The following is a 21,016-nucleotide window of genomic DNA, read 5'->3' as shown; positions in this document are numbered from 1 at the left end:
ACAGAGTTAAAAGTCTTTGAGTGTCTCAGTTTTCTCATCTACTGATGTCTTAACACTACTGGGCTATCGCTATAAATCAGATGGGATTTTTAGAGAACCGGCAAATTTATGACAAATTCGGTTCCTTCGCCCAGTGTAGAATTAACTGTTAGGGTTCCTTGATGTTTTTCGACAACAATGGATTTGGCGATCGCTAATCCTAAACCTGTTCCTTTACCCACACTTTTAGTAGTAAATAAATTGTCAAATATTTTACGTTGGGTTTCTTCACTTATGCCAGTACCATTATCAGCAATGGCAACTTGAACGAAGTTATCTTTGAGCGAGGTTGTAATTTTTATCTGGTTGGGATTGGCTTCAATCTCCTCATAGCTACGTCCATGATTTGCTTCTTCTAAAGCGTCAATAGCATTCGCCAGAATATTCATAAATACCTGATTCAATTGTCCAGGAAAACATTCAACTTGAGATAATTTATCATAATGGGTTGTAACTTCAATTGCTGGACGTTGTTCGTTAGCTTTGAGCCGATGTTTGAGAATTAAAACTGTACTGTCAATGCCTTCATGAATATTAAATGGTACTTTGTAGTCTTTATCAGCACGAGAGAAAGTGCGGAGACTAATACTAATATTCTTGAGGCGATCGCACGCCATAGTCATGGAATTAATTATCTTAGGTAAGTCTTCTAAGGTAAACTCTAAGTCGATGCCTTCGGCATGATCGATAATTTCATCTCCGGGTGCGGGGAAAGTTTGCTCATATAGTTTCAAGTGTTCAATCAAATCATCAATACTAGGTTTAGCTTGTTTGAGACTAGCAGCAATAAAACCAAGGGGATTATTCATTTCATGCGCTACCCCAGCCACTAAATTACCTAGCGCAGACATCTTTTCATTTTGCACCATTTGTAATTGTGCTTGTTGTAAATCAATTAGTGCCTGACCTGCTTGTTGATAGAGTCGGGCATTTTCTAAAGAGATGGCAGCTTGAGCGCATAGCAAATTGAGTACTTTAACGCGCTCATGAGTAAACGCCCCAACCGCAAGATTATTTTCTAAGTACAACAAGCCCAGCAACTTTCCTTGATTTAATATCGGACTGCACAAAATACTCTTAGGTTGTTGTTGCTGAATGTAGGGGTCATTAATTAATTGCAAATGTACAGCAGCATCAATAATTACTACTGGTTCTAAACTGCGTTTGACAGTATTAATTAAGCCAATTGGCACATATTTTGACTCTGTAACTGGCTGTGAGTTGAGCAACATTGAAGAAAATTTAACTGTGGGATTTACCTCGTATTCAATAGCACTAACATTCAGTTGGGCTAATGCCCTAATCAATAAATTACCTGACTCTACCAGCATTAATACACACTTATCTGCCCCAGCATTTTCAATCACGATATGCAGCAATGATGAAAGCAGTTTTTCGAGTTCAATTTCGCTGGAAATAGTTTGAGAAGCTTTGAGAATAGTGCTTAAATCTAAAGCTGAAGAAACACTACTACTGCTGGAAGTATGAGAACTGGCGACAGTGCTACTGCCTAAGGTGAAGAGTGTATCGTTAGTTGAGAAAGGAGAGCGAGTCTGCTGGATAATAGAAGCGAGTAATGGGGCATAACGTTTTTCCATATCTGCAACTTTAGCTTTGGCTCCCCAACGAGCGTAACAGTAATATGCCTGCTGCATATACACTTGAGCCACCTTGTCTTTACCCCAGTCGCAGTAAAATTGAGCGCAAAGCTCATTGCTAAGTGCTTCTTCTTGGATGTAGCCGTTAGCATTAGCTAGAGAGATGGCGCGATCGTAATGTTCAATTGCATCTGCTTTATTACCCAAAACTCGTTGTTTTTCTGCCTCAACTAAATGCCATTTATGCAGATAATTCATCGGAGCAGATTGCGCCCATTTATGTAGTGTATTTTGATGAATTTCCACTTGGGCGAGAATTTCTGGCTGAGTGCGAGATACTGCCAAGTATGTCAGGGCTGTATAAAAATGGGAAATTGGGATAAAAATTAGTCCTGATACTGCCAGCAAATACGCCTTGCCTGCGTCTATGTAGTCGATCGCTGCCTTGTAATTACCGAAAGAATAAGCCAGCAATAGTTTGTAGGTATAAACCTCGGCAATCACTGTTAGCTCATTAGCTTGGTAATGTTTGGGTAGCATCGTCAGTTCATCATAGATAGTGCCACTCAAACAATCTGGCTGACTTCGCGGTTCCCTCAAGTTTTCTGCCGCTTGTCGCATTACACTTACATAAGTTTGGGCAGAATGTTGCTTCGCTTTAGTCAAGGCAGCATTGTAAGAGGCTATATCTAATTCCAAATTGTTTAATTCTGTACCACTCCAAAAGCCTGCATAACTGTAACAGCAGACATTATAGCCAGCGTGTAAAAAATCGCCTGTTTCCATACCAGACGTAAAACCATCTTTTAGCGTTGGTATTGTTGCCAAAAAGCTCTCTTGACGATGCTGAATAAAGCCACCAAACAAAATTAAAATTGTCGATTTTAATTCCGGCACATTGAACCGCTCTAGCAAATGTAATGCCAATTGCCCAAAGGCATAGCCTGAGTCAACCTCTCCTAAAAAGGCACATAGCACCATACCATGAAGTACATATCCCACCGTCGAGGCGGGCGCATTGCCAAACTGTAGCGATAAAATCACCATTTTAGAGCTAATTAAGGGCAATAATCCCGGCATTCCCTGGAATACGGGTGCAAACAACATTCCTAAAAGTTGCATAGCTGCTTGTGCCTGGCGATCGCACATTATAGGTAAGTCAGCCAATTCCTCAATGCGTTTGTCTGCAAGTTGAGTTGCGAGAATTTGTAAAGCTTTACCAATCTCAGCATCATTGGGCTGCATTGGTAGCTCAACTCCCAATTGTGAGAGTGCATCTCTACCCACTGCGATCGCAGCTAAATGTCTGGTTTGGGCTGTCTGAGCCGCAATTTGAATTTCGTAAATTTTTACTTTATCTAAAGCACTCTGGGCTGAATGCAACACCTCTTGCGCTATTTGTTCCATACCATCAAAGTCAGCATTTAAATAAGCAGCTTCGGCGGCGGCAACATAAAGATTTAGGGTTAATTCATATTGCTCTTGCCAGCAATTGGCTATGAGTAGTTCTATCCCAGCCTGAAAATAAGCTCTCGCCGCAGCATAAGCGGTAGAATTTTTAGCTTTTTTTCCTGCTGCTAAGTTAAGTTGAGCCAAGCTTTCGCGTTCTGTTGATTGAGTAATTAAATCTTGTCCGAGATTTAAATGCCCAACAATATCAAACAGTTTTTCTTCTTGTTCTATTAAAGAGGATTTTTGCAGCAGCAATTGCCCAATTTTCAGGTGAGTCGCTTGTTTTTGATGTTCAGGAATTAGAGAATAGGCAGCTTGTTGAACTCTGTCATGTAAAAATTTATATTTGGCTAAATTTTTACTAAGATTCTCATTGGACTGCGCTATTTGCTCATCAGTTTCGCCTTGATAAAATTTATAAACATCACTAATAGGTAAAATCAAACCTTCCTGCAAAGCTTTCCATAAACTAGCAGCCGTTTCAATTTCTGATTCTTCAAAAACAATTGCTAAAGTTAATAAATCGAATTGATTGCCAATACAAGCGGCTAATTGTAGAACTCTTTGAGTTGATTGCGGCAGTTTTTGTAATTGAGATACCATGAATTGCACAACATCATCTGTAACCGCCTGCTGATTTGTTTGTGTGATATTATATAGCCAGTATCCTGACTCAAATTTAAATTGAATTAATCCATCTTCGTATAATGCTTTGAGTATCTGGATAGCAAAAAAAGGATTACCTTTAGTTTCTTGATATACCTGTATAGCCAGAGGTAAAGCTAAATTTTTGGGAGATTTAAGGGTATCAGTAACTAATTGCTCAACTTCATCTTGACTCAACGGTGCTAATGTAATGGTATTAATCGTGGCTGCTGTTGTTTGAATATCATTCAAAGTCAAAATTAATTGGTGTGCTTGGTGGACTTCGTTATCACGATAAGCACCAATTAATAAAAGATGTTTTGTATCAGCCATTAATAATTGCATCAACATTAGGGATGCCGAATCAGCCCATTGCAAATCATCTAAAAATATAACTAATGGATGTTCAGCACTAGTAAAAACTTGAGTAAATTTTTGGAATAATAAATTAAAGCGATTTTGTGCGGCTGTTCCTGATAATTCTGGCACAGGTGGCTGTTGACCAATAATTTTTGCTAATTCAGGAATGACTTCAATAATTACCTGTCCATTTTCGCCAACAGCATCTAATATCTTATTTTTCCATTGCTGGATTTGGACATCGTTTTCGGTTAATAATTGCCCAATTAAATCTCGGAAGGCTTGGACAAAGGCACTCAAGGGGATATTACGTTGAAATTGGTCATATTTCCCTTTAATAAAATAGCCCCGTTGTCGCACAATTGGTTTATGCACTTCGTTGACTACTGCTGTTTTCCCAATCCCGGAAAAGCCAGCAACTAAAATCATTTCAGTTGCACCAAGGCTAACTCTATCAAATGCTTGCAGGAGAGTTGCTATTTCTGCGTCTCTGCCATAGAGTTTATCAGGGATAATAAAGCGATCGCACACATCTTTTTGAGCAATTAGAAAACTCTTAATTTCCCCTATTGACTGGAGTTGATGCCAACAATTTTCTAAATCAAATTTCAAGCCTAATGCACTTTGATAGCGGTCTTCAGCATTTTTCGCCATCAACTTCATGACAATATCAGAAAGCATCTGGGGAACTTCTTCTCTGCTCCCTAATGCAGGCATTTTAGCAATATGGCAATGCACCAATTCCATCGGGTCGTTTGATTGAAAGGGTAATTCACCTGTAAGTAATTCGTAAAAAGTAACGCCCAAAGAATAAAAGTCACTGCGGTAGTCAATTCCCCGGTTCATTCTTCCGGTTTGTTCTGGAGAAATATAAGCTAGTGTCCCTTCTAAGACATTAGGATTGACGAGAGTTTGAGTTTCTCTTGGTAGTAGAGATGCAATGCTAAAGTCTATTAATTTAATTTGTTTAGTTTCGGGATTAATTAATATATTGCTGGGTTTGATATCTTTATGAATAATTTTCTGATGGTAAAGTATTTCTAAGGTACTGCACAGAGCGATCGCTATTTGTAAAAAGTCTCTTAAAGATGGTGCAGTTTTTTCTTGGGTAATCCATTGTTTCAAAGAAATTCCGCCAAAATCTTCCATTACCAACCCATAGCTATTTTGATACGCTTCTAAGCTATAGGTTTGAATAATCAACGGTGAATTGAGATTTTTAGCAATAGTATACTGATTGCGAAACTGCACTAATTCATTGAAGCTGGGATAAGGATTTTTAAGCAGTTTAATCACTATAGCTAAGGAATCAGCTTCACGATATCCTCGATAAACTACTGTTCGAGAACCATTGTATATTTTTTCAACTAAATGGTATCCGGGAATACTGACTCTTGTACTAACCATAAGGCCAAATTTGGAAAATCTCTGGCCTTAGTTTTCCCATTTATCTGAAAAAATTCATAATTTCAAAGTATTTTTTAGATTGGCAATAGAAGATGTAATAATATCCCCGGCGTTGCTGAAAGCAAGCGATCGCATAAATATAGAGTTACCATCAAGCCTGGTGGACATATGGCATTGATGGAACAAAATTAGCAGTTTAGCGAAGCTGTTCGGGGATTTTGTACTGCTCAGGCCTTACTTTAACAGTTATCAGTTATCAGTAAAGAATGAGGTGTTTATCTTTGGGTTTAAGTCCCTGTTCACTGTTTTAAGGGCTAAGTCCAATATAAAATATTGGCATTGGGAAAACGCCGTTGAATCTCACTCTCAAAAAAGCGTTTCATCGTCTTCATAGTGTCAGCGTCATAAACATACTTAACCCCGCCAAACTTATTGCGTTTGATGGTGCGTTTCTCCTCATCCATATCGAGTTTCGATTGCGGATACCAAGTCTGCAACACTTCTTTTGACCCTGGTGTAAAGCGGTGCGAGATTAGCTCAAAAGTCAGGTCGCATTCCATATCTAGTGCTGCGCTAATCGAGTCAAACAATCGGCTGTAGTGCATTTGCCAATCTTCTATAGGCATAATTGGTGCAATCACCAGCCCAACTGGGTAGCCACCACCGCCACTTGCTTTTGGTAATGCTAACTTACGCAACGCCGCCAGCCGCGACGCTACTGAGGCTGTACCGCCTTCAAATTTACCCGAAATCGGTGCAGCATTCACGCTCACACGGCAGCGAGTATGACCGTTGTGCGGTAAGTCAAGTAAATTATCTACTGCATCAAACTTGGATACCCAACGTAAATGAGCATCTTCACGAGTGCCAAAATAACGGATACATTCAGCCAGACTACCTGTTAAATGCTCAATTCCCAAGGGGTCAGTATAACAACTAACCTCATAAGTTGTAATCTGTCCTGGTCGCTCGTAAGCTGCCAAATTCTCTAATATTTGCGGTAAGTTGGCATAGGTACGAATCACAGGCGGGCCAGATAAACTCCCAGCTAGATAACAGTATTGGCAATGTGCAGGACAACCCTCAGCAAGGTGAAATTGCCAGTCAGCAGACGGGGGGATAGGACTCAGCTTAAATTGACTGGGTGGTGCAGTCACAACGGCGAGGGTACGCTTGGCAATATCGTAAGTGGCGCGATCGCTTTCGCCGCGCAAACCTGTTAAACGATTACGTGGTAACTCTTCTATGGGGAGGTTGAGCGATCGCAATCGCTCATAAATCTGCTTTCCCCAAGGCTCATCTAAAGCGGCTGGTGTAAACATTACCCGTTCAGGCATCCACAACCTAACAGGCCGTGTTTTTGTCTCTGTCGCTAACACATCTTCTTGAATTGTATTCAGCATTCTTATTAATATCTGCAATTACTTTTTTAGAACTTGTTGCGGTTATAGCTCTAACTTTTGACTTACTTCTATTTTAGAATCTTCTAGTTTTAAATTAAGCGGTTACTACTCATCTTAGGAGTAGTAATTTCCTACTTTTAAAAGTAAACCAGAAACAGGCAAAAGAGAATAGAAAGCACTGTTGCCTATTGCCTATTCCCTCTTGCCTGAAACTATTGTGCAACAAATATCTTAGCTGTATAGCTGGGGATGTTAGTAACTAAACTATCATTTTCAACTGCTACCTCACTGTTGCTAAACCAATCAAACCAAGACTCAGCCACAGGGAATTTTGCAATTTTATAATTATTTAAATCCTGGTCAGAGAAATTAACTACAACGACGACTTGAGAACCTGTATCATTCCAACGAACAAAGGACAATACTTTAGCTTCGGCGTTGGTATGGAAGAACTCAATATTGTCAGTATGCAATGCTGGATTTTCTCGGCGTAAAGCGATCAGTTTTTTATAATGCTCGAATAAATCACTATTCTCGTCTTTTTCTAATAACGACCAGTTAATTTTTTTGGGTTTAGTTACATCCTCGCTTTTTTGCTGATATTCGCCGAATTCATCTCCCATCCATAGCATGGGTATACCCATCGCTGTCATTAATAGGACTGCGGCTAATTTAGCTCTTGTGAAGGCATCTTTGCCAAAGATACCGCGATCGCCTAATTCTCTCAATATATGTTCGCGATCGTGAGTTGCTAAATAATTGATGACATTGATACTAGTTTGATATCCTTGCCTTCTAGGGTCTAAAACCTGCATTATCTTTTCTAGCTCAAACTTTTCCCCACAAACATGAGGAATCACAAAATAATGAAAACTCTCATGCCAACAACCATCTAATGGGCCATCTGGCTTGACTACTGTACTGGTATCAGGAATGTGTTCGGCAATATTATAAAATGGCTTTGGTGCAGTACTATTTTTGGCATTTTTAGCTAACCAATTTAAAAATTCAAAGTTAGCCAATTGACGCACTGCATCAAACCGAATCCCATCAATGTGATACTCTTCAACCCAAAATTTTACTACATCACCAACATATTTCCATGCGGGTTTGATATCTAATTTCTCATCGTAATTATCGTAGTTAAACTCCGGCCCCCAGTAATTATCTGGGTCTTCGGGATAATGCATATGTTCGTAATACCAATAATTACGATCAATTAGCATTAATGGACATTCTTCATCGGTGTGATTATAAATTCCATCGAGAAAAACACGAATGCCTCTGCTGTGACACTCATCAATAAACTGTTTTAAATCTTCTGTTGAACCGTAACTTGATTCTGTTGCAAAGAAATGGCGAACTTTATAACCCCAACTATAATCGCCAGGATACTCATTCACTGGCATTAATTCAATGGCATTTATTCCCAATTCTTTAAGATAATCTAACTTGGCGATCGCTCCTTGATACTTGCCTCGTTTTTCGATATCAGCATCATTCCCAGTAAAATCGGCAACGTGCATTTCATATATTACTAATTCTTCATTACTCGGTAGTAGCGTGTCATCATGTTGCCAAACATATGTATCTACTATACGTTGACCGTCTTTGATTTTAACTATGCCCTGCTTTTTGTGTTCATCTACATCAGTAGCATAAGGGTCAATCACATCTATCCATTTATCGGCAAATTGTGGGCTTTTTGACTGAATCCGAAACTTATATTGATATACTCCATCTGCTAATGCTATTTGAGTCCGGAAATAACCATCTTCATGCTTTTCTAAAGGTATCTCTTTCCAGTCAGAAAATGAGCCAATTAAAGCAGCTTTTTCATTTCTAGGAGCAAATAATTCAAATTCTATCAAGTTCGCCATTTCTAGTTTTGCAGGATTTTTCTTAATATACTCATTTTGATTTTGTAATATAAATTAATAAAAAACGTCTTTCTTAAGAAATAAGAGTTAAGGATGATATCAATATGTTTTCATTAAACATATTAGTGGTATTATAGTTGTACTAATTTTTTTTGCTTTTTACCCAGTTACGAAATTCTCGAACCAAGTCTAAATAATCTTTTTGCTCAACCTGTGCTAAAAAATCAGCAATTTCTAGCAAAGGGAGATTAGGAAAAGCTAAACTCTGGTTAACAGATACATATTCATTATTTTGCAGTATATTAATAGTAAATTTTGTGCCATTATAAAGCCAAATTTCAGGCACACCCATAGCTGCATAAACTTCAAATCTGTTTTTAGAACCACTGGTAATATCAATTTCAATTACTAAATCAGGCGGCGGATCTAGCTGTAAATCAATTCTCTTTTTACCTCTAATTACATTGATATTTCCAATATAAAAGCATTCGTCTGGTTCTGCCCCAATAGAGTCAGGTCGTTTGAAAGTAGTAGAACCAAGAGGGTCAATACTAATTTCTAATTCTTCAGATAGAGTTTCAACAAAGCGACCCAGGATTTTTTTATAACGTTCATGTTCAGGCGAAGGAACCATAATTTCAAGATTACCTCGATTATAAGTAAGCCGAAGGCGGCGACTAGCACTAAGCTCATTTAGTAAATTTTCATAGGTTTGCCAACTGATACCAGAGAGGTGAATAATCTCTTCAGCTTGCAGCAGAATGTTACTAGCCATAGCGATATTTTGATAGCTTTATTTTTAATTTAATTGATAAATAAAAGAAAAATTTGTTATTTGAATACTACTGTTAATATGCCAAGCTAAGAAAGCGATCGCACGCGGCAAAAATCAATATTTACACATAAAATACGGTTTACCACCCCAGCCCAAGTAGGTATATAGTTGCTCAAGTCGGAGTGAAAACTACTAAGCTGGTAGATAGCACGTTCAAATTCTACCGGAAATTCTGTATCGTTGCTTGGCGATGCAGGCTTCCCCATTGGCTAAATAACTAGTAACTAAGATATGTTTGATGCATTAGCAGACCGTTTAGAATCCGCTTGGAAAAAGCTACGAGGTCAAGATAAAATTTCGCAATCCAACATTCAAGAGGCTTTGCGAGAAGTCCGCCGCGCTTTGTTGGAAGCAGATGTCAACCTCCAGGTAGTCAAAGATTTTATTAGCGAAGTTGAAGCCAAGGCGCAGGGAGCCGAGGTAATTTCTGGCGTGCGCCCTGACCAGCAGTTCATCAAGATTGTTTACGATGAATTGGTGCAGGTGATGGGGGAAGAAAACGTTCCCCTGGCAGAAACTGAACAAAAGCCTACAGTTGTGTTAATGGCTGGGTTGCAAGGTACTGGTAAAACCACCGCCACCGCCAAGTTAGCTTTACATCTTCGTAAATTAGACCGTAGCTGTTTACTAGTCGCTACAGACGTATATCGCCCAGCCGCAATTGATCAGTTGATCACCTTGGGTAAACAAATTGACGTACCAGTATTTGATTTAGGTAGCGATGCAGACCCTGTGGAAATTGCCCGTCAAGGTGTAGAACGCGCCAAGGCAGAAGGTGTAAATACAGTAATTATCGATACTGCTGGTCGTTTGCAAATTGACCAAGACATGATGGCGGAATTAGCCCGCATCAAAGAAACAGTCCAACCCCACGAAACTCTACTTGTCGTGGACGCAATGACTGGTCAAGAAGCTGCCAACCTCACCCGCACCTTCCACGAACAAATCGGAATTACAGGCGCAATTCTCACCAAGTTAGATGGTGATAGCCGAGGTGGTGCGGCGTTGTCAGTCCGCCAGATTTCCGGCGCACCCATCAAATTTGTCGGTATCGGCGAGAAAGTCGAAGCCCTGCAACCTTTCTACCCCGACCGTATGGCATCGCGGATTTTGGGAATGGGCGATGTGCTGACTTTGGTAGAAAAAGCCCAAGAAGAAATTGACTTGGCAGATGCCGAGCAAATGCAGGAAAAAATTCTGTCGGCGAAGTTTGACTTTACTGACTTTCTCAAACAGCTGCGCCTGTTGAAAAATATGGGGTCGCTGGGAGGAATCATGAAGTTGATTCCTGGTATGGGCAAGCTGTCAGATGACCAACTGAAGCAGGGAGAAACTCAGTTAAAACGCTGCGAAGCGATGATTAACTCCATGACCAAGCAGGAACGTAAAGACCCTGATTTGTTGGCAAGTTCTCCCAGCCGGCGACGACGGGTAGCGAGTGGTTCTGGTTACAAAGAATCAGATGTCAGCAAGCTGGTAGCAGACTTCCAAAAAATGCGATCGCTCATGCAACAAATGGGTCAAGGTAACTTCCCTGGTATGCCAGGAGGTATGTTTGGCGGTGGTATGGGTAATGCTTTCGCAGGCGCAGGCAACCGCCCCGCCGCCCCCGGATGGCGCGGTTACAATAGCGGCGGCGGTGGTACAAAGAAAAAGAAACCCAAGGACAAAAAGAAAAAAGGCTTTGGGAGTCTTTAGAACAGGAAACAGGTTACAGGTTACAGGTTACAGTAGAGAACTTTTCTCTTGCCTATTGCCTATTGCCTACTCCCTATTGCCTTAACTTAATAGCCGTAAACACTGTTCAAGTGTTAAAATGAGCATTTCAGCATGGGAAGTTATAATTACTTTCTAGGCTAATTGCTGCAAAAAATACCAACAAACAGGAGAACGATTCTTCAACATGATCAAACTGCGCTTGAAGCGATACGGAAAAAAGCGGGAAGCTAGTTACCGCATTGTCGCCATGAATAGCATCTCTCGCCGAGATGGTCGTCCTCTAGAAGAACTGGGCTTTTACAACCCCAGAACTGATGAAGTGCGACTAGACGTTCCTGGCATCGTCAAGCGACTACAACAAGGCGCTCAACCCACTGACACAGTACGTCGCATTTTAGTAAAAGCTAATGTTTTTGAACAGGTCAGTGCCCAACCCGCATCATAACGTCAACACACAATTTCCAACAGCTAGTCCCGACTATGTTGGACTAGTTAAATTTTTAGTGCAGCCGTTTTTAGAATCTCCAGAGACTTTAAGCGTCGATTGTGAAATTTCTCACACCCTGAAAAAGGTTTGGATTCGCATTGCTTTTGACAGTGCAGATAAAGGCAAAGTATTTGGTCGCGGTGGACGCAATATTCAGGCGATTCGCACAGTAATTGCTGCTGCTGCGGAGCTTGCTGGACAATCAGTGTACCTGGATATCTATGGCAGTGCCGCTATGGGGCGAGATGGGATGTCTTTTGATGAAGACCGCGAAGAGCGAACACCACCGCCAAGAACGAGAGAAAGAAGCGGAGACGGGCCTAGTAGACCTATTGCTAAACCCCGTTCCCGCTCGGTTTAAACTAGAGAGAAAGGAAGATGAGGGAGAAAAAGTCTGAAGTGTAAAGTGTGTAGACACCCTTTGGGTGGCTTACCGCAGGCTAGTATGAACTTTTTTCCTTTAGCCTTGATGCTTCAACTCCTACCTTCCCCCATTTTCTTTATTTCTAAATGCTATTGTTGAATGCAACTTCTAAATCTCTGTCAGGGGGTGAAACTAGGGAGTGGCTGAAGTTCGTTTGGGTGAAAATGAGACAATTGACTCGGCACTAAGACGTTTTAAAAAGAAAATTCAAAGGGCCGGGATTTTATCTGAAGTTAAACGCCGAGAAAGATACGAAAAGCCCAGTCTACGCCGTAAGCGTAAAGCGGAAGCTGCACGTAAAGGTGTCCGTTATTAATTGGTTACACCAAAGTGCAATTTGAGGTTGGCAAATTTTATTAGTTTCCACCTCAACAAAGTAGAGACGCGATCGCGTCTCTACTCTACTAAAAAAATAGTAGAAAATTAAATAAACTGTCTTGTATATAAAAAACCAAATGAAAATGCCAAGATAGTCATTGAGATTCCAACAGGAAAAATGACTCATCAGCTTAAAATAATGTAAAAATACTGTAATAAAAGCCTCAATACTAGACCATTGTTCAAAATTCCTCCTCACACATTTAAGAAATAACTATGGCAGATGCCTTAACAATTCAGCTGCCTAATATTCCGAGTGCGATCGCCCTTGCAGGTGATGGTGAAGAAAATCTCAAAATCTTGTCTCGGCAAACAGGCGCGATGTTAGTGCTACGCGGACAGGAATTGCATATTTCTGGTACAGATGCACAGATTAGCCTAGCTTCTAGATTAGTGCGATCGCTTGAAGACCTTTGGATTAAAGGCAATAATATTTCCAGTGCCGATATTTTAACAGCTCGTCAAGCCTTAGATAGCCATCAAGAAGACCAACTACAAGAACTGCGTCGAGATGTTCTCGCCAAAACGCGTCGTGGTGAAGAAGTCCGCGCTAAAACATTTCGTCAACGACAATACATTGAGGCAATACGCAAACGTGACGTTACCTTCTGCACTGGGCCTGCTGGTACAGGTAAAACTTATCTCGCTGTAGTTGTTGCCGTTCAAGCATTGCTGGCTAATCAAGTTGAAAAACTGATTTTGACTCGTCCAGCCGTTGAAGCAGGCGAAAAGTTGGGCTTCTTACCAGGAGATTTACAGCAGAAAATCAATCCTTATCTGCGTCCGCTTTACGATGCGATTTACGAATTTATCGATGTTGAAAAAGTCCCCAATTTAATGGAACGTGGCATCATTGAAGTCGCACCACTGGCTTATATGCGGGGACGCACTCTCAATAATGCTTTCGTCATTGTGGATGAAGCCCAAAACACTACACCCGCGCAAATGAAAATGGTATTGACCCGTTTGGGTTTCCGTTCTCGGATGGTGATTACAGGTGACACGACACAAACTGATTTGCCCCATAATCAACAATCAGGACTTTCAGTAGCCATAGACATTTTAAAACACGTTGAAGGTATTGCTTTTTGTGAATTCACCCAAAAAGATGTAGTACGTCATCCCCTAATACAGCGAATTGTTGCTGCTTACGAAAAGTATGAAAAATAGTTATTAGTCAAAGGTCAACAGTCAATAGTCAAAAATTTTCATCTGGCAAATGACCAATGACCAATGACTAATGACAAATAACAAAGGACAAATAATCATGAGTGCAAATTTAAAAGAATTTTTAGAAGCCTGTGAAACTCTAGGAACGTTACGATTAATCGTAACTAGCAGTGCAGCTGTATTAGAAGCACGCGGCAAAATAGAAAAGCTATTTTATGCTGAATTGCCTAAAGGTAAATATGCAAATATGCACACTGAAGGCTTTGAATTTCACCTCAATATGGATAAAATTACCCAGGTGAAATTTGAAACAGGTGAAGCAAAACGTGGCAATTTTACAACTTACGCCATCCGCTTTTTAGATGAGAAACAAGAATCGGCTTTAAGCTTATTTTTGCAATGGGGTAAACCAGGAGAATATGAACCAGGACAAGTAGAAGCTTGGCAGACTTTAAAAGAAAAGTATGGCGAAGTTTGGCAACCTTTGCCAGTAGAGTTATAAGCTAATTGTCATTTGTAGTAGGTTGAGTGGAGCGACAGCGTAACCCAACACAAGCTTCGTTTTTGGCAATTGCTTGATATTATGTCGGACTCAAGGCTTATAATTAGCGTAGGTCTGGTGTAACTTAGACACCCAAAGGCTATTGGAACCAACATAATTTTTGGGTTACGCTATGCTCTACCCAACCTACAAGAACTAAAAAATTAGTTAATAGTTTGAAACCCGCGCAGGCGGGTTTTGTCTGTGTAGACGCGGTTTCTAACTGCTTTTATTTTAAAAACCAAAATTAATATGAGGTTAATTTATAATTTATGCTTGGTTGTTTTATTCCTGCTGGGATGGGGTGGGAATGCAGCAGCAGGCGAACTATCTGAACATTTGGCAAACTTTCCGCAATGGAACAAATTAACTTCAGTACAGCCAGCTTCCGGCGATTTAGTTTATCCTGAATGGATGGCAGGTACTTGGAAAGTAACAAGTACATTAATAGATTTAGCTGCACCTTTAGCACCAGATATTATTACGCCTGGATTTGAAAGTAACCGCAAACAACTTAATCAACCTGTCAGTTTTTTAGTCAGGTTTATTAAAGAAAAACAGCCTGTAATAAATAGCTTAAAATTTATTCCCAAAATCGATAATCAATCACCAATTTTAGTTGCAGATAGAGCGTTTAATAGCTTGAATTTAGCCAAAGCTTATTTAGGTGATGAAGCTGTATTATCTGTCAAAGTAGATCCAGACAATCCTAATCGGCAAATTACATTTTTACGCGGAGAACGTCAATTAGTTTCCATCGTTACTAGCCGTGGTACAGAAACTATTTCTGATGGTAAATTTATCACTGCTGAAGTATTTCAACAACTATTTAAAGGCGGTTCTCGTCCGTACTTTAATTCTGTAGAATCGACAACAGCTTACCATAAGCTAGCGACAAGTAATCCCAAAATAGAAGCAGATCAAGTTACTGCTGTCTATCTTTCACCTCAAGACCCAGATTACTTTCAAGCCGGTTCTCGACCAGTCGCCCTTTATCGCTATCGCCTCGAATTTTATCCCGAAGAACTCTCAAATCCTCCGGAAGAATGATTTAGCAGGTTGGCTATTGACTCTTGTGTAATACATTTGTAGTATAAAAAGTCCAAGCTCAAGCTCGCGCTCTTGGACAAAATCTAACATGGCAAAATTTCGAGATATTATTGATTATTTTCGTCCCCACTGGAAACAGAGCGTTTTCAGTATTGCAGCGTCAAGTATTTACGAAATTATTGATTTGGTTGTCCCTTATGCGATTGGGCAGATTTTAAACATATTGTCTGGCCAACCATTAGACAAACCGTTGCAAGGTGCGATCGCTGCGTTTTCAGAAACCATCAACTATCCCGTTAATCAAACTCTATCTTTAGGCGTATTATTAGGGTTAATTTTTTTAGTAACTGTAGTACGTGCGCCAACACAACCTTGGTTAACGGCTTGGTTTCATTGGGATATTGCTTTAAGGTCGCGCAGAGAAAAAAATCAAACAGCTATAGAAAAAATACTTTCTCTTCCTCTAGAATTTTATGATGTAAATAACCCCGGACGAATTGCTGGCAGAGTGGCTAGAGGCGTTTCTAACCATACTTGGACTTATCCAGAAATCGCTGGACAGTTAATTCCCAAACTGCTACGTGTACTGGGAATTTTTGGGTTTATCTTATTTATTGAATGGCGAATTGCAATTTTATATCTAATCTCCTTTGTAATTATCCTTGCCTTTAGCTTGAAAGACTTAAGGCGAATAATTTGGCACGAAGAACGCTTGGACAAATATATGGAAGATACCGAAAGTCGGACTTCCGAATTAATCACCAATATCAAAACAGTAAAAGCGTTTGCTACAGAAGCTAGGGAATTACAACGGCAACAGCAACGTTTAAATCGTGAGCTTACAGTAGTCGAACATCGTATCCACAAAAGTTATGTGAAACTGCTAACTTGGCAAAAGACAGTCATCCAGTTTTGTGTATTTACGATTTTAGGTTTGACCTTAGTAGCAACGGTACACCGGAGAATTTCTCTTGGTCATTTTGTGATGACTTTGACACTTTCGAGCATGGCATATGCTGAATTAGAACCGATTAGCACCTTGGCAGAAGTTTTTGCTCGTCGCTATTCTTCGATGTTGCGGTTTCACGAATTTTTGCAAGAGCCAACGAGTGATGATACATCCAGTCTTTTAATAGAAAATGAGGCAGAATCAGCTTATAAATTTACTGGCAAAGTAGAATTTTCTCATGTAAGTTTTGGATATGATGCTAACCGCCAAGTTTTGCAAGATATCAACCTGCTAATTGAACCTTATCAAACAATTGCTTTAGTAGGTCGTTCTGGTTCTGGCAAATCTACTTTAGTAAAACTGCTGTTGCGCTATTTTGAACCCCAAGCAGGACAAATTTTGATCGATGGTCAAAATATTCGCAGCTTGGATGTAGGTAAGTATAGACGCAGGTTGGCGATCGTTCACCAAGAAGTAGATATTTTCAACGGTACAGTCTTGGATAACCTCACCTATGGTAGACCAAATGCCACATTTGAGGAAGTTCAAGAAGCCTGTAGGATAGCCAGAGTTGATGAGGTAGTGGAACACCTACCCCAAGGTTATTACACCATCGTTGGCGAACGTGGCGTGAGGCTGTCTGGCGGACAAAGACAACGTTTAGGAATTGCTAGAGCGTTGCTAGTAGAACCAGACATACTGATTTTTGACGAAGCCACATCTAGCCTAGATTACGAGTCGGAACGTTCAATTCAAATGGCGATGCGATCGATTCAAGGCACTTGTACTACTATCGTGGTTGCTCACCGTTTAAGTACAGTACGGGATGCAGACAAGATTGTGGTATTAGATCAAGGGCGAATTGTCGAAGTCGGTAGCCACGAAGAACTCTTGCGTCACGAGGGCATTTACCGCCGCTTGCACTCCCTGCAAGAAACAGGTGAACTTCTAAATTAGGTGGGTGGCGGTGAAGTTCACCGCCTTTTTTTTGAAAAAGGCTTGCACTTTTTAAATTCTGTTGCTACTATGATAAATCGTGAGACGAAACGGGTCGGTGTCCGAGTGGTTAATGGAGGCGGACTGTAAATCCGCTGGCTTTGCCTACGCTGGTTCAAATCCAGCCCGGCCCACCTCTCACAAAGTTATTAATATCTGGTATGTAATTCCAGAATTATAGCTTATAATAAAAAACGAAGAAGCTCATTTTGCCCGTGTGGCTCAGTGGTAGAGCACACCCTTGGTAAGGGTGAGGTCACGAGTTCAATCCTCGTCACGGGCTTTTGATTAGATAAACTGTTATGCATTAACTAATTATTTGTTAGTGTTGACAGAACGATGTCACTTTAACACATCTTTGTCACTGTTAACAAATAGATTTTAGATTTGTAGATTACAAATCCAAAATCTAAAATTATTCTGCCTCCTGTCTTCTGCCTCCTCCAATCTCATCAAATGTTAATAAACCTGTCGCTAATAGCAGAGGTAAAAAGTAATATACACCGCGATAAGCTAACATTGACCCTAAAACTGCTACCGCAGAAATTTTGGCAGAAAGAATTAATAAAATTACTGTTTCAAATACGCCTAACCCACCAGGAACATTACTAACAATACCGGCAAACATTGCTAGTAAATAAATTCCTAAAAAGTCTAGATAAGCTAAAGGCGTGTAAGTAGGTAATAAAGCATAAAGTACGGCTGCTGCAAACATCCAATCAAGACTAGAAATAATTATTTGCATCAGGGATATCGGGAAAGATGGAAAGCGGAATTCATGGTTGCGAATAATTAATGGTTGTTTAATAGTAAAACTAGCGATTAAATAAATTAGAATTAAGCAGAGAAATATTACACCTAAAGGACGCACGGTGGTAAATGGTAAATGTAGCTGCGTGGGAATTTTTAAAGGATGAATCAGAAAGATTAACCCAGCAACAGTAAACATTCCTAACCAAAAAGTGAAATTAACGAATGCAATTATTTGAGCGATCGCAATTCGTGAAACTTGCCATTTAGAATAAAATCGATAGCGGATAGCACTACCAGTCAACAAGGCAAAACCAATAGTATTACTAAAGCTAGAACTAATAAAGTTAGTCAAAGCAATCTTTTGCCAGTGCAGGGAACGATTAATATAAGCAAAGCCTAAAATATCGTACCCAGCCATTACTATATAGCCGAAAACTGTTAACCCAATTGCCCAAGCCAATCGTTGTTGAGGAATTGCAGCGATCGCATTGAAAATATCATGATAATTATACTCGCGTAGTTCGTTGGCGATCGCCCATATAGAAAGCACCAGCAGCAACAAGCCAAATATAGAACTAAACTCCAGTTGCAGCTTTTTAGGCATTCTTTTAATCCTATTCGCAAATATTCCATTACCTTGACACAGCATTGTCATATCACAGGCTTAAGCTTTTGATCTATAGCAGGGGACAGTGAACAGGTGACAGAGTTAAAAGTCTTTTTCTATCTAAGTTTTATCATCTACCGATGTTCTAACTGCCTTGGCTATTGCTGTAAAACCATCAAATTTTAAACCAGTAATGCAGCAACTTTCCATGACAGATGATGATTCTTTTGAAGATGTCTTAGTCGGTTCCTCAATTCACCTGCGGCGAGGAATAAATTTACAAGTTTGCCATAGTCCTGGTGTGACTCCGCCGATAGTTTTTATCCACGGAGGAATGGGCAATCATTTTAACTTTAGAATGCAGTATGAGTTTGCCCAACATCAAGGTTGGGAAGTTCTCGCCTATGATTTAGCAGGACATGGACTATCTAGCCGTTACTCACGCTATTCTATTGGGCGACATTGCCGAGATTTGGTGCGATTGTTGCATAAGTTTGGCATCGAATCACCTGTATTGTGCTGTCATAGTTATGGCGTTCCTATCGGTTTAGAATTTGCCCAACACCATAAAGTAAGTGCGATGATTGCCATTGCTGGTGGTACTCATGATTTAGCACCTTGGTGGGAAATTCCGCTAATGAAGTTGATGGCTTGGGGTGGTAGACATCTTTACCATTTACCAGGAGTGCAAATATTCAATAACTTCCTCTCGACTTCTTACCGTCATAGTGTCATGGAAAGGTTTTTTGCTGAAAATCCTGTACCTACTGATTTTGATGCTTACAAATCCTTAGAAATTTTTTGGGACTATAACTTTTTTGTCCGTCATGCACTACCGCAAAATTTGCATCTTCCAACTTTAGTAATAACTGCGGGAAAAGACCCCATGTTTACTAAAAAAATGGGAGATGAGTTAGCAAGTCATTTTGTAAACGGTACTCATTTACATTTTGCTAAAGCCGGACATCTCGTAATGGCAGAGTGTCCAGAGTTAGTTAATCAAGCGATCGCAGATTGGTTAAACAAACAAATTTATGTCTAATTTCTCAGTATGAACTACAAAAAAATTCTATTACTAATTTCAGCATTAACTTTAGTTGGCTGTAAATATTCCGAAACTATAGCTGCTAAACCACCACAAATAATCGCTTCTTCCCTACCAGCACAACCCAATGCTAGTACTTTAGCCATTCCTCTCAGCTATAAAATTGAATCTTACGACAGCAAAGTAATGCTAGGAAAGCGCACCTATGGTGTGTCTTTACCTCCTGGCTATGACCAAAATCCCCAACAACACTACCCTGTAATTTTCCTTCTCCACGGTGGACACGGTGAACCCCTTGACTGGTTCAGCGATAAAAAAGGACAAGCACTCAAAACGCTGACCAAACTCTACACCACAGGTAAGTTACCACCCAGTATTATTATCACGCCTGATGGTAACGATAAACGCGGTTCTAGCCCCTATTTTGATCCCCAATATATCGACGGCCCTAATGGTAAAGTTTCCACAGCAGTAGGATATGAACTAGTAAAAATAGTGCAGAGTCGCTATCGTACTTTACCTAATCCCGATTTTTGGGCGATGGGTGGATTATCTTCTGGTGGTTGGGGTGCAATGAATGTTGGATTGCATAATTTGCAGAATTTTTCTATTTTATTTAGTCATAGTGGCTACTTTAAAGACAAAACTGGCCCGCAAAATAGCCCAATCATTTATATCAAAACTCTGCCATCGCCAGCTATAAAAAGATTGCGAATTTATCTAGATTCAGGCGAATCTGATACCGAAGAATTAAATGATGCTAAAGAATTTTCTCAAGTTCTTAGCCAACAAAAAGTTTATAATCTATTTCGGCAGTTTCCTGGCAGTCATACTTGGCAATACTGGCGGGAACACTTAGCAGATTCTCTAACATTTGTAGGCGAGCAATTTCGGATTGCAGAAATTGCCCATGCTGCTGATAATGTAGGTGTTAAACCAGCAAAAACTCAACAGAATCATTAATCTTGATAGCAGTAGATTTAAATTTCGTCATAGATTAATGTGAACAACTAGATCCCCGACTTCTTCAATAAGTCGGGGATATAATCTTCTTAATTTCCCTGCTGATAAATATATGAAAATTTCTAAATTTTATCTAAGTTTAGCAGGTGCGATCGCTATCCTTAGTAGTGCAGCATATTACTATGTTTTTATCTTAGGTGCGCCACAACTAGATCTTAAGGGGCTACAAAAAGGGCTAGAATGCAGACAGAATAAGTCTCATAGCTCTTTGACCTTGTTGGTAGAAAGGACGCTTATTAGGACTTAATGTCAATA

General features: G+C 40.0%; 17 protein-coding genes and 2 tRNA genes. 13 read left to right on the top strand and 6 right to left on the bottom strand.

All coding sequences use genetic code 11. The features are described from left to right. Positions 1 to 89: 89 nt before the first annotated feature. The 5 genes from H6G76_RS26675 to H6G76_RS26655 all read right to left on the bottom strand — a co-directional run bounded on the left by H6G76_RS26675 (position 90) and on the right by H6G76_RS26655 (position 9,825). Entirely contained in the window at positions 90 to 5,501 is a 5,412-nt protein-coding gene (locus H6G76_RS26675) for an ATP-binding sensor histidine kinase (protein WP_190707871.1), read from the bottom strand. Between the two features lie 314 nt (positions 5,502 to 5,815). Next, a complete protein-coding gene (locus H6G76_RS26670; protein WP_190707913.1) occupies positions 5,816 to 6,838 on the bottom strand; it encodes a spore photoproduct lyase family protein in 1,023 nt (340 codons plus the stop codon). Between the two features lie 278 nt (positions 6,839 to 7,116). Next, a complete protein-coding gene (locus H6G76_RS26665) occupies positions 7,117 to 8,784 on the bottom strand; it encodes an alpha-amylase family glycosyl hydrolase (RefSeq protein ID WP_190707868.1) in 1,668 nt (555 codons plus the stop codon). A gap of 142 nt (positions 8,785 to 8,926) precedes the next feature. After that, complete coding sequence (locus tag H6G76_RS26660) at positions 8,927 to 9,559, bottom strand: Uma2 family endonuclease (RefSeq protein ID WP_190707866.1); 633 nt, start codon at positions 9,557 to 9,559, stop codon at positions 8,927 to 8,929. 86 nt (positions 9,560 to 9,645) lie between these two features. Further along, positions 9,646 to 9,825: a hypothetical protein gene (locus H6G76_RS26655; protein ID WP_190707863.1), complete on the bottom strand. Its 180-nt coding sequence runs from the start codon at positions 9,823 to 9,825 to the stop codon at positions 9,646 to 9,648. Positions 9,826 to 9,850: 25 nt separating this feature from the next. Between H6G76_RS26655 and ffh the strand changes: the two genes are divergently transcribed. The 10 genes from ffh (at position 9,851) to H6G76_RS26605 (ending at position 17,616) form a co-directional block, all read left to right on the top strand. After that, positions 9,851 to 11,317: a signal recognition particle protein gene (gene ffh, locus H6G76_RS26650; RefSeq protein WP_190707860.1), complete on the top strand. Its 1,467-nt coding sequence runs from the start codon at positions 9,851 to 9,853 to the stop codon at positions 11,315 to 11,317. Between the two features lie 205 nt (positions 11,318 to 11,522). Continuing rightward, positions 11,523 to 11,783 (top strand): 30S ribosomal protein S16, encoded by a 261-nt coding sequence (gene rpsP, locus H6G76_RS26645; protein WP_190707857.1) that lies wholly within the window; start codon positions 11,523 to 11,525, stop codon positions 11,781 to 11,783. Next, positions 11,746 to 12,186 carry a KH domain-containing protein gene (locus tag H6G76_RS26640; RefSeq protein ID WP_190707854.1) on the top strand — a complete coding sequence of 147 codons (441 nt, stop codon included), beginning with the start codon at positions 11,746 to 11,748 and terminating at the stop codon, positions 12,184 to 12,186. The genes rpsP and H6G76_RS26640 overlap by 38 nt, the downstream gene beginning before the upstream one ends. 202 nt (positions 12,187 to 12,388) lie before the next feature. Continuing rightward, positions 12,389 to 12,565 carry a 30S ribosomal protein S21 gene (rpsU, locus tag H6G76_RS26635; protein ID WP_062292053.1) on the top strand — a complete coding sequence of 59 codons (177 nt, stop codon included), beginning with the start codon at positions 12,389 to 12,391 and terminating at the stop codon, positions 12,563 to 12,565. A 278-nt stretch (positions 12,566 to 12,843) separates the two neighbouring features. Continuing rightward, positions 12,844 to 13,797, top strand: a complete 954-nt coding sequence (locus H6G76_RS26630; RefSeq protein WP_190707851.1) for a PhoH family protein — start codon at positions 12,844 to 12,846, stop codon at positions 13,795 to 13,797. 97 nt (positions 13,798 to 13,894) lie between these two features. After that, a complete protein-coding gene (locus H6G76_RS26625; protein ID WP_190707911.1) occupies positions 13,895 to 14,299 on the top strand; it encodes a ChuX/HutX family heme-like substrate-binding protein in 405 nt (134 codons plus the stop codon). Between the two features lie 291 nt (positions 14,300 to 14,590). Next, positions 14,591 to 15,388: a DUF6816 family protein gene (locus H6G76_RS26620; protein ID WP_190707848.1), complete on the top strand. Its 798-nt coding sequence runs from the start codon at positions 14,591 to 14,593 to the stop codon at positions 15,386 to 15,388. Between the two features lie 88 nt (positions 15,389 to 15,476). Beyond that, complete coding sequence (locus H6G76_RS26615) at positions 15,477 to 17,294, top strand: ABC transporter ATP-binding protein (RefSeq protein ID WP_190707846.1); 1,818 nt, start codon at positions 15,477 to 15,479, stop codon at positions 17,292 to 17,294. 91 nt (positions 17,295 to 17,385) lie between these two features. Beyond that, positions 17,386 to 17,467: transfer RNA gene (locus H6G76_RS26610), tRNA-Tyr, on the top strand. Positions 17,468 to 17,544: 77 nt separating this feature from the next. After that, a tRNA-Thr gene (locus tag H6G76_RS26605) sits at positions 17,545 to 17,616 on the top strand. A gap of 132 nt (positions 17,617 to 17,748) precedes the next feature. Here H6G76_RS26605 and H6G76_RS26600 read toward each other — a convergent pair. Continuing rightward, the gene (locus H6G76_RS26600; RefSeq protein ID WP_190707843.1) at positions 17,749 to 18,690 is read right to left on the bottom strand and encodes a lysylphosphatidylglycerol synthase domain-containing protein; all 942 of its coding nucleotides are present in this window, start codon (positions 18,688 to 18,690) and stop codon (positions 17,749 to 17,751) included. 196 nt (positions 18,691 to 18,886) lie between these two features. On the opposite strand from H6G76_RS26600, the gene H6G76_RS26595 reads away from it, so the two are divergent. The 3 genes from H6G76_RS26595 (at position 18,887) to H6G76_RS37305 (ending at position 21,008) form a co-directional block, all read left to right on the top strand. Continuing rightward, entirely contained in the window at positions 18,887 to 19,735 is an 849-nt protein-coding gene (locus H6G76_RS26595; RefSeq protein WP_242056530.1) for an alpha/beta fold hydrolase, read from the top strand. Positions 19,736 to 19,744: 9 nt separating this feature from the next. Then, a complete protein-coding gene (locus tag H6G76_RS26590) occupies positions 19,745 to 20,701 on the top strand; it encodes an esterase family protein (protein ID WP_190707840.1) in 957 nt (318 codons plus the stop codon). Between the two features lie 112 nt (positions 20,702 to 20,813). After that, on the top strand, positions 20,814 to 21,008 hold the full coding sequence (locus H6G76_RS37305; protein ID WP_242056529.1) for a hypothetical protein: 195 nt from the start codon (positions 20,814 to 20,816) through the stop codon (positions 21,006 to 21,008). The last annotated feature ends 8 nt before the right edge of the window (positions 21,009 to 21,016 follow it).

Source organism: Nostoc sp. FACHB-152 (genome assembly GCF_014697475.1).
Taxonomy (GTDB): domain Bacteria; phylum Cyanobacteriota; class Cyanobacteriia; order Cyanobacteriales; family Nostocaceae; genus Nostoc_B.
This window is presented reverse-complemented; position numbering and strand designations above follow the sequence as displayed.

Bases quoted from the DNA above. Each gene is read 5' to 3' on its own strand.
- H6G76_RS26625 (WP_190707911.1), top strand. From the start codon at position 13,895: ATGAGTGCAAATTTAAAAGAATTTTTAGAAGCCTGTGAAACTCTAGGA.
- H6G76_RS26660 (WP_190707866.1), bottom strand. From the start codon at position 9,559: ATGGCTAGTAACATTCTGCTGCAAGCTGAAGAGATTATTCACCTCTCT.
- H6G76_RS26595 (WP_242056530.1), top strand. From the start codon at position 18,887: ATGCAGCAACTTTCCATGACAGATGATGATTCTTTTGAAGATGTCTTA.
- H6G76_RS26600 (WP_190707843.1), bottom strand. From the start codon at position 18,690: ATGCCTAAAAAGCTGCAACTGGAGTTTAGTTCTATATTTGGCTTGTTG.
- H6G76_RS26675 (WP_190707871.1), bottom strand. From the start codon at position 5,501: ATGGTTAGTACAAGAGTCAGTATTCCCGGATACCATTTAGTTGAAAAA.
- H6G76_RS26665 (WP_190707868.1), bottom strand. From the start codon at position 8,784: ATGGCGAACTTGATAGAATTTGAATTATTTGCTCCTAGAAATGAAAAA.
- H6G76_RS26620 (WP_190707848.1), top strand. From the start codon at position 14,591: ATGAGGTTAATTTATAATTTATGCTTGGTTGTTTTATTCCTGCTGGGA.
- H6G76_RS26615 (WP_190707846.1), top strand. From the start codon at position 15,477: ATGGCAAAATTTCGAGATATTATTGATTATTTTCGTCCCCACTGGAAA.
- H6G76_RS37305 (WP_242056529.1), top strand. From the start codon at position 20,814: ATGAAAATTTCTAAATTTTATCTAAGTTTAGCAGGTGCGATCGCTATC.
- H6G76_RS26640 (WP_190707854.1), top strand. From the start codon at position 11,746: ATGTTTTTGAACAGGTCAGTGCCCAACCCGCATCATAACGTCAACACA.
- H6G76_RS26670 (WP_190707913.1), bottom strand. From the start codon at position 6,838: ATGCCTGAACGGGTAATGTTTACACCAGCCGCTTTAGATGAGCCTTGG.
- H6G76_RS26590 (WP_190707840.1), top strand. From the start codon at position 19,745: ATGAACTACAAAAAAATTCTATTACTAATTTCAGCATTAACTTTAGTT.
- rpsP (WP_190707857.1), top strand. From the start codon at position 11,523: ATGATCAAACTGCGCTTGAAGCGATACGGAAAAAAGCGGGAAGCTAGT.
- ffh (WP_190707860.1), top strand. From the start codon at position 9,851: ATGTTTGATGCATTAGCAGACCGTTTAGAATCCGCTTGGAAAAAGCTA.
- H6G76_RS26655 (WP_190707863.1), bottom strand. From the start codon at position 9,825: ATGGGGAAGCCTGCATCGCCAAGCAACGATACAGAATTTCCGGTAGAA.
- H6G76_RS26630 (WP_190707851.1), top strand. From the start codon at position 12,844: ATGGCAGATGCCTTAACAATTCAGCTGCCTAATATTCCGAGTGCGATC.